Source organism: Pseudorhodobacter sp., assembly GCF_030452865.1.
GTDB lineage: Bacteria > Pseudomonadota > Alphaproteobacteria > Rhodobacterales > Rhodobacteraceae > Pseudorhodobacter.
Genome location: NZ_JAKDLJ010000136.1, coordinates 1 through 8,304, shown reverse-complemented (window position 1 = coordinate 8,304; position 8,304 = coordinate 1). Strand labels below are relative to the sequence as shown.

The 8,304-nt window shown below is 59.2% G+C and carries 9 protein-coding genes; 6 read left to right on the top strand and 3 right to left on the bottom strand.

The features are described from left to right. From L0H65_RS09730 to L0H65_RS09720, 3 genes are all read right to left on the bottom strand, one after another. A partial coding sequence (locus L0H65_RS09730) for a branched-chain amino acid ABC transporter permease (RefSeq protein WP_301458678.1) occupies positions 1–649 on the bottom strand: 649 nt, incomplete at its 3' end. Then, the gene (locus L0H65_RS09725; RefSeq protein WP_301458677.1) at positions 646–1,374 is read right to left on the bottom strand and encodes an ABC transporter ATP-binding protein; all 729 of its coding nucleotides are present in this window, start codon (positions 1,372–1,374) and stop codon (positions 646–648) included. The genes L0H65_RS09725 and L0H65_RS09730, both read right to left, overlap by 4 nt. Then, positions 1,371–2,147: an ABC transporter ATP-binding protein gene (locus L0H65_RS09720; protein WP_301458676.1), complete on the bottom strand. Its 777-nt coding sequence runs from the start codon at positions 2,145–2,147 to the stop codon at positions 1,371–1,373. Before L0H65_RS09720 ends, L0H65_RS09725 begins: the two co-directional genes overlap by 4 nt. A 93-nt stretch (positions 2,148–2,240) precedes the next feature. Here L0H65_RS09720 and L0H65_RS09715 point away from each other — a divergent pair, with 93 nt between their 5' ends. The 6 genes from L0H65_RS09715 (at position 2,241) to L0H65_RS09690 (ending at position 7,596) form a co-directional block, all read left to right on the top strand. Continuing rightward, positions 2,241–2,957: a GntR family transcriptional regulator gene (locus tag L0H65_RS09715; protein WP_301458675.1), complete on the top strand. Its 717-nt coding sequence runs from the start codon at positions 2,241–2,243 to the stop codon at positions 2,955–2,957. Further along, positions 2,954–3,307: a TIGR04076 family protein gene (locus tag L0H65_RS09710; RefSeq protein WP_301458674.1), complete on the top strand. Its 354-nt coding sequence runs from the start codon at positions 2,954–2,956 to the stop codon at positions 3,305–3,307. The genes L0H65_RS09715 and L0H65_RS09710 overlap by 4 nt, the downstream gene beginning before the upstream one ends. Next, complete coding sequence (locus L0H65_RS09705; protein ID WP_301458673.1) at positions 3,294–4,343, top strand: aldo/keto reductase; 1,050 nt, start codon at positions 3,294–3,296, stop codon at positions 4,341–4,343. The genes L0H65_RS09710 and L0H65_RS09705 overlap by 14 nt, the downstream gene beginning before the upstream one ends. Continuing rightward, positions 4,344–4,748, top strand: a complete 405-nt coding sequence (locus L0H65_RS09700; RefSeq protein WP_301458672.1) for a hypothetical protein — start codon at positions 4,344–4,346, stop codon at positions 4,746–4,748. A gap of 24 nt (positions 4,749–4,772) precedes the next feature. Further along, complete coding sequence (locus L0H65_RS09695) at positions 4,773–6,029, top strand: ABC transporter substrate-binding protein (RefSeq protein WP_301458671.1); 1,257 nt, start codon at positions 4,773–4,775, stop codon at positions 6,027–6,029. Positions 6,030–6,216: 187 nt separating this feature from the next. Next, the gene (locus L0H65_RS09690; RefSeq protein ID WP_301458670.1) at positions 6,217–7,596 is read left to right on the top strand and encodes an aspartate aminotransferase family protein; all 1,380 of its coding nucleotides are present in this window, start codon (positions 6,217–6,219) and stop codon (positions 7,594–7,596) included. Positions 7,597–8,304: the final 708 nt, after the last annotated feature.

The window sequence follows — 8,304 nt, the reverse complement described above, 5'->3', positions numbered from 1 at the left end:
AAGCCAGCCCCGCGCCGATGATCCATGTCACCCGGATCACCTTTGCCGCATCAATCCCGTAAACCCCGGCAAGGGCAGGGTTCTCTGCCACCGCGCGCATCGCCCGCCCCGTCGCGCTGCGCGTGACCATCAGGTGCAGCGCAAACACCAGCACGGCGGTCACCCCGATCACCAAAAGCTGATCTGGTGTGGCGCGCATCCCGAATCCGATCGGTTTGGCGATTTGCAGCGCGTTAGTGTAGTATTCTGGCTTTGCCGTATAGATGAACTCCAACAGGGAGCGCAGAGCCATAGAAGCACCGAAACTCGCCATCACGATGATAATGGTTTCTGCGCCGCGCGCCCGCAACCGCCCGAACAATATCCGATCCAGACCAAGAGCCAAAAGCACGGTCAACGCCATGCCGCCCAGCATGGCCAGCGGCAAGCCAAGCCCAAAGCTGAAGGGTTTTAGCGGCGCGCCAAGCCCGGTCAGCATCCCGCCTAGAAATCCTGCGATGGACAGGGTGAAATACGCCCCCCATGCCAGAAAATCGCCATGCGTGAAGTTTGCAAAGCGCAGGATCGAATAGGCCAGCGTCAAGCCAATCGCGCCCAAACCGATGGTGGAGCCTGAAATCAACCCCTCAACAATCGCTTGCGGGTTCATGCGCTTGCCTCGTCGCGTTGACCAAGGAACAGCCGCCCGAGCAGCGCACCGTCATGCAAAGCCTCGGTTGGCCCATCATGCGCCAGTTGTCCGTCGACCAGAACCAAGGCGCGCTTGGTGATCGCCAAGGCCGCGCGCACGTTTTGTTCTACGAGGATCAGTGTCACGCCCCGAGCGGCAATTCGCGCCAAAGTGTCGAACACCTGCGCCACCAATTTCGGCGATAGACCCGCCGAGGGTTCATCCAGCATCAAAACCTCCGGCTCCGTAAGCAGTGCGCGCGCGGCTGCGAGCATCTGGCGCTGACCGCCGGACAACGCACCAGCCACCTCCGCAGGGCGTGTGCCGAGGTCGGGGAACATCTCGAACATCGCGTCAATCCGCTGGGCACGCGCGGTTTTCGGCAGCAGTTCCGCCGCGATTTGCAGGTTTTCGCGGATGGTCAGACTGGCAAAGATATTCTCTGTCTGCGGCACAAAGCCCAAACCCTGCCGCACCAGCGCATGACTGCGCAACCCGGTCACATTCTTGCCGCCAAGGCTCACATGCCCACCATGCACCGGCACTTGCCCGGCCAAAGCCTTGATCAAGGTGGATTTTCCTGCACCATTCGGTCCCAGAACGCAAACGGTCTCACCCTGCGCCACATTGAAGCTGACGCCTTTCACGATGGACAGATCAGGGTCATAGCCCGCCCGCAAGTCTTGTACCGAAAGCGCGGTCATGCCGGCATCCCTTCAAGATATACGTCGATCACATCGGCACGGGCGGACACTTCGGCGGGCGACCCTTCGGCGAGTTTTGACCCTGCCGCCATCACGATGACATGCGGGCAAAGCCGGGCGATCATTTCCATATTATGCTCGATCAGCAGAACGGCGACGCCTTGCGCATTGATCGCCTGAATCCGGTCGATGATCAGGTCCAGCAGCGCCGGATTGACCCCCGCGGCGGGTTCATCCAGCAAAATGACGCGCGGTTTCGCCATCATCACGCGCGCCAGTTCCAGTAGTTTGCGCTGCCCGCCAGAAAGCACGGCGGCGGGTTGGTCAGTCAGATGGTCCAATGATAGGAATTTCAGAATATCGCGGGCGCGGGCGGTGTTTTCTGCCTCAACCGCCCGAACGCGGCGCGGGGACAACAGGGCGGTCAAAACCGCTTCCCCCGGTTGATTCTGCGCTGCGGTCAAAATGTTTTCCAGGAGTGTCATACGCGGAAACGGGCGTGGGATTTGAAAGGTGCGGCCAAGCCCCGCGCGCAGCCGTGCCTCGGCGGGCGAGTGACTCAGGTCAGTACGATCAAGGGTGATACTCCCAGCGTTCAACGGCAAAGACCCGGACAACAGGTTGAACAAGGTGGATTTTCCCGCTCCGTTCGGCCCGATCACCCCCAAAATCTCCCCCTCGTCCAGCGCCAGGGACATATCACGCACGACCTGCAAACCGCCAAAACTCTTGCACAGACCTTGTGCGAAAAGCAGGGGATCGGGCGATTTCATTGACGTTTCCATAAAGTTGATCAATTATCATTAATCATTTACAACATCACGTTTCAAGCTTAAAGTAAAGCATGAATCACTCTGGGGGCTCGAATGCGAAGCAGCGAGACTTGGGCGGAAAGCGGTCTTGATCGGCTTGCGCCGATCGGGCGCGAAACCGTGCAGGACCGGATCTATCGCCAGTTGCGCGTGGCGCTGATCTGCGGCGGTTTTGACGCGGGAGAGGTGTTTCTGGCCGGTGATCTGGCGACCAGAATGTCGGTATCATCAATGCCAGTGCGCGAAGCCCTTGCGCGGCTGGTCAGCGAACGCGCGTTGGAGGCGATGCAGAACCGCCGGGTGCGGGTGCCGCTACTGACGATTGACCGCGCACGCGATATTGCAGCGGCGCGCAGCCTGATCGAAAGCGACCTTGCGCAGCGGGCGATTGGGCATATCACCGGCGACGATCTCGCCACCCTCGATGAACTCACCCGGACATATGAGGCGGCGAAAGACCCGCGCGATGTCGCGCATCTGAACCACGCTTTCCACTTTGCGATCTACGAAAAGGCCGGGTCTTCGGTTTTGCTCCCCTTTGTCGAAAGCCTTTGGATGCAGGCGGGGCCATATGTGCGGGCGGCGGCGCGGCTGCACAGCCCGCTGACCGACCCGTCGGCGACCATGCACCATCACGGCATTTTGCAGGCGCTCCGGGCGGGCGATGCCTTGGATGTCGTGCGTGAACTCAATGCCGATATCCAGCGCGCATTCACAATTCTGGAACGCGCAGCGCCGGAGTTTTGGGCAGAACAGGCGGAGGCAGCATGAGCGACAGTTTCGATCTGTGGGATTTGCGGGTGGAAGTAGTCGCCCCGGCAGGTGCAAAGCTGTGGTGCAATGCCAAGGTGGGCGATTATTTTGAGTTGCGCGGCGAGATGATGTTTCTGCCGGAAGGGCAGGGGATGTCGATTTACTCGCTCGCCTCGGTCTTGCCTTTGCTGGCCGCCAAACAGCGCATGACGCATCCGAACGACTGGATGAGCACGGATGCCGAAATCGCCTGCCCGGACCCGAATTGCCCGTCCCGCCTGCGGATCACCCGTATCGGCAAACGCGGGTTCAACCACGCTGATACCACGGCTGTTTCCTTGGAAGGCGCACAAGATGCAAACCGTTGATCTGGCCCCCGGCCACCGCATTTCCCGCGTGATCAAAGGCGGTTGGCAGCTTGCAGGCGGGCATGGCGCGATTGACCATGTGCAGAGCATTGCCGATATGGTGGCCTTTGCCGAGGCTGGCATCACCACTTTCGACTGTGCCGATATCTATACCGGGGTGGAGGCGCTGATTGGCGAATTTCGTGCCTCTTACCGCAACAGCCACGGTGCGGAAGCCTTGGAGGCGATCAAGGTGCATACGAAATTCGTCCCCGATCTTGGCAACCTCGCCACCATCACCCGCGCTGATGTGGCAGCGGCGATTGACCGCTCGCTTTCGCGTTTGGGGATGGAGCAGTTGAACCTCGTGCAGTTCCATTGGTGGGATTATGAGGTGAACCGGCAAGTTGAAGTGGCGACATGGCTGGCCGACCTGCGCCAAGCTGGCAAAATCGCCAATATCGGCGGCACCAATTTTGACACCACCCAAACCCAGCGGATATTGGCGGCCGATGTGCCTTTGGTCTCGATGCAGGTGCAATACTCGTTGATTGATGATCGGCCCGGACGCGACATGCTGGCGCTGGCGAAGGCGCAAGGGTTCCAGTTCCTGTGCTATGGGTCGGTCGGAGGCGGGTTGTTTTCGGAACGCTGGCTTGGCGCAAAGGAACCGGTGGAGCCGTGGGAAAACCGCTCTCTGGTCAAATACAAGCTGATTGTGGATGAATTCGGCGGTTGGGCGTTGTTTCAGGAGCTTTTGCAATGCCTGTCGGGTATCGCCAAACGCCACGGCAGCGATATCGCCAGCATCGCAAGCCGGGCGGTTCTGGCGCGTGATCAGGTCGCCGCAGTGATCGTCGGTGCGCGCAACCGCGACCATCTGGCGCGCAATCTTGCCATCCCCGATATTCCGCTGACCGCGCAGGATTTCGCGCAAATCAACGCAGTTCTGGCCCGCGCCCATCCGGTGCCGGGAGATGTTTACAGCTTGGAACGCGACCGCAGCGGCAGGCATGGTGCGGTGATGAAATACAACCTGAACAAGGAAGGGCATTGAATGGATATCCTCGCCGCCGCCCGCGCCGAAGTCATCAACCGCCATGCGTTCTTCGTCGGTTGGTTCACCGGAAAACTGCCCGAGAGCGCGATGGAAGACTCGGCCCGTGCTTTTGCGACCGATATGCAAATGATCGTGCCGGATGGGCAGATGATTGGCGCTGCCGAAGTTGTGACGATGCTGCGCAGCGCGCGCAGCAAACGCGGCCCCGATTTCGCGATCCGGGTAGAGATGCGGGAGGCGCGGCTGTTGGGCGATGCGGCGCTGATCGTGTACGATGAGCATCAGGTCATCGAAGGCGCCAAAACCGCACGCCGATCCTCGGCCCTGTTTACCGCTGACCCTGCCGCGCCTGAAGGCGTGGTCTGGCGGCACCTGCAAGAAACGTGGCTTCCAAACGAATAATAAACACCAACAAGGAGAGAGAAAATGACACTGTTCAAAACACCCGGCCTCGCGGCGGCCCTTCTTTGCGCCACCACACTTGGTGCGCAGGCTTGCGATGTCACCATCGGCATGGTGATGGAATTGACCGGACCTGCTGGTGCTTACGGCCAGGCAGGCGCGAAATCGGTGGAAATGGCGTTTCGCGATATCAATGAGGCAGGCGGCGTGCTGGGCTGCCAGTTGGTGACTGACACCCGTGACAGCCAAAGCCAAGGCAACGTCGCCGTGGATCAGGCAACGCAGCTTGTGAACATCAAGCAGGTTCCGGTGATCATCGGCGGCATCATTTCCTCGGTCTCGATCCCGATCCTGACCTCGGTAACGGCACCTGCCAAAGTGGTGCAAATGTCACCCGCGTCGTCGTCGCCGACACTGACGCAACTGGCGCGCGATGGTAAAACCGGCGGATACTTCTTCCGCACCATCACCTCTGACGCGCTGCAAGGCATTGCGGCGGCGAAATATGCGATGGATTCGGGGCTGAAGAAAATGGCGCTGATCCATGTGAACAACGATTTCGGGCTGAACATGGCGCGCGAGTTTACCGCCGCTTACACCGCGATGGGCGGCACCATCACCTCCACCACGCCCTATAACGAAAACCAGCCGAACTATGGCGCCGAAGTGACAGCGGCAATGGGAGGGGAGCCGGAGGCGCTTTACCTGATCTCCTACCCCGTTGATGGCGCGACAATCGCGCGGGCGTGGATTTCGCAAGGTGGCCCGCAGAAATTCCTGCTGAATGATGGCATGAATTCTACCGATTTCATCACGGCAGTTGGCGCGGAATATCTGGAAGGGGCTTACGGCACCTCATCCGGCACGACCGAAACGGCGTCCACCAAGTACTTCTATGACAATTATGCGGCAATGTCGGGCGGGATCGAACCATCAGCCCCGGCGGCGGATCGGTCCTACGATGCGGGCGCGATTATCGGGCTTGCCGTGGCCAAGGCGGGCAAAGCCGAATCCACCGCGATCCGCGATGCCATTCGCAGCGTGGTCGATCCGAAAGGTGAGGTGATCTATGCCGGTCCGGAGGAGTTCAAGAAAGCGCTGGCGCTGATCGCCGAAGGCAAACCGATCAACTATCAGGGCGTGATCGGCAACGTCGCCTTTGACGAATATGGCGATATTTCCGGCCCGTTCCGTCTGTGGCAGATCAAAGGTGGTGAGGTTGTGACCACAGGCGAGATGAGTGCCGAAGACGTGGCCGCTGCCAAAGCTGAAATCAAGTAAGCAGCGGCAAAACAACACTGGCGCGCGCTGGCCATTGGTCATGCGCGCGCCTTTCGTTATTCTGGCCTTATGTCATCGCCATATCTGGCCCTAAGCAGTTCCGCGCATATGGCCGATTATTGGCCGCAGATATCATCGCATTCCCGGTGAACCCGGCCAATGCCCCCGTTTTCCAATAGGTGACCCGATGCAGAACATGACTCAAAGCAATGATATGTCTGGCGTGATCGAAGCGGACCGCGCCCATATCTGGCACCATCTGGTGCAGCATAAACCGTTTGAAACCAACGATCCCCGGATCATCGTTGAGGGCAAGGGCCTGCGGGTCTGGGATGCCAAGGGCAAGGAACTTATCGACGCGGTGTCGGGCGGTGTCTGGACCGTGAACGTCGGCTATGGCCGCGAAAGCATTGCCAAAGCGGTCTATGACCAGTTGGTGAAGATGAACTTTTATGGTGGCTCGGTCGGCTCGGTACCCGGCGCGTTGTTTGCGCAAAAGCTGATCGAGAAAATGCCGGGGATGAGCCGGGTTTTCTACGCGACCTCCGGCTCTGAGGCGAATGAAAAAGCCTTCAAGATGATCCGCCAGATCTCTGCCCGGCATCACGGCGGCAAGAAATACAAGATCCTGTATCGCAACCGCGATTACCACGGCTCCACCCTCGCCACCATGTCGGCAGGCGGCCAGAATGAGCGGAATGAGCAATACGGCCCCTTTGCGCCCGGCTTCGTCGAGGTGCCGCATTGCATGGAATACCGCAAGCAGTGGGACGTTGAAAACTACGGCCTGCGGGCGGCGGATGCGATTGAGGAAGTGATCCTGCGCGAAGGCCCGGATACCGTGGGTGGGTTGTGCCTTGAGCCGGTCACGGCAGGCGGCGGTGTGATTACGCCACCTGAGGGATATTGGGAGCGGGTGCAGGAGATTTGCCAGAAATACAACGTCTTGCTTCATATCGACGAAGTGGTCTGCGGCATGGGCCGCACCGGCACCTGGATGGGCTATCAAAACTATGGCATCAAGCCGGATTTTGTGAGCTTGGCGAAAGGCGTGGCTTCTGGCTATGCCGCAATTTCCTGCATGGTCACGACGGAAAAAGTGTTTGAGATGTTCAAGGACGATCCCAACGATCCAATGTCCTACTTCCGCGATATCTCCACCTTTGGCGGTTGCACTGCGGGGCCAGCGGCGGCATTGGAAAACATGCGGATTCTGGAGGATGAAGACCTGCTTGGCAACACGCTGCGGATGGAAAAGCGTCTGATGGGCAACCTGCACAACCTGATGGACCGGCACCGGGTCATTGGCGATGTGCGCGGCAAGGGCTTGTTCTGCGGCGCGGAACTGGTGGCGGATCGTGGCACCAAGGAACCAGCGGCCGAAACCAAGGTCGCCGCCGTGGTCGCCGATTGCGCCGCGCAAGGCGTTCTGATCGGCATGACCAACCGGAGTCTAACGGGCCTGAACAACACGCTTTGCCTGTCACCCGCGCTGATCGCCACAGCGGATGACATTGACCAGATCACCCACGCGATCGACAAGGCATTGACCAAAGTATTTTCCTGACGAGGAAAGCACGTCTTGTTTGGAACAGCAAAATGCCCGGATAATCGCCACCGATTGTCCGGGCATTTCATTCGGGATCGACACAGATGCCCTTCAATGCACCTCGATCCTACTGCTCAGATGATTTGTTCGCGAATATATCCGTTGTCTCCCAAGCGCGGATCGTCCCCCAATACATTAATAAGGCAGGCTTTTTGTGAATGATTGATCTTTGGGGGGCTGGTTTCAGAAATTCTTTTGATTTTGGTCGGCCTCTTGGGACGATCGCTATTCATCGGTGGCCCTGCTTGCAACGATCACGGCCCGGATACGTCCGCTGAAACAAGTCATCCTGAACCAACACACCCCGAACCAACACCCGACGGACCCACTGAGCCGATTTTCTGTACTGATGGTGCGGAGCGGCTTGACGGCGGCCTTGGCCCGGATCAGATCCATGGTCTGGCAGGCAATGGCAGGCTGTTTGGTGGTGATTTTTGCCGTGAGGCTGGCACCCCCGCAAGCGATACGCTTTAAGGTGGTTCCGGAAATGCCATTTCGACCGGCGGCGCGGGAATGACCTGATCTTTGGTGCCAGCGGCAATGACAGCGTTTAAGGTTGGGGTGACGACGATACCGTTGACGGCTGACAGAACAATGATTTCTCAACGGGAACGAGGGTAACGACACCAATTTTGGCGGGGCCGGGGATGACCGGATCTGGCAGGT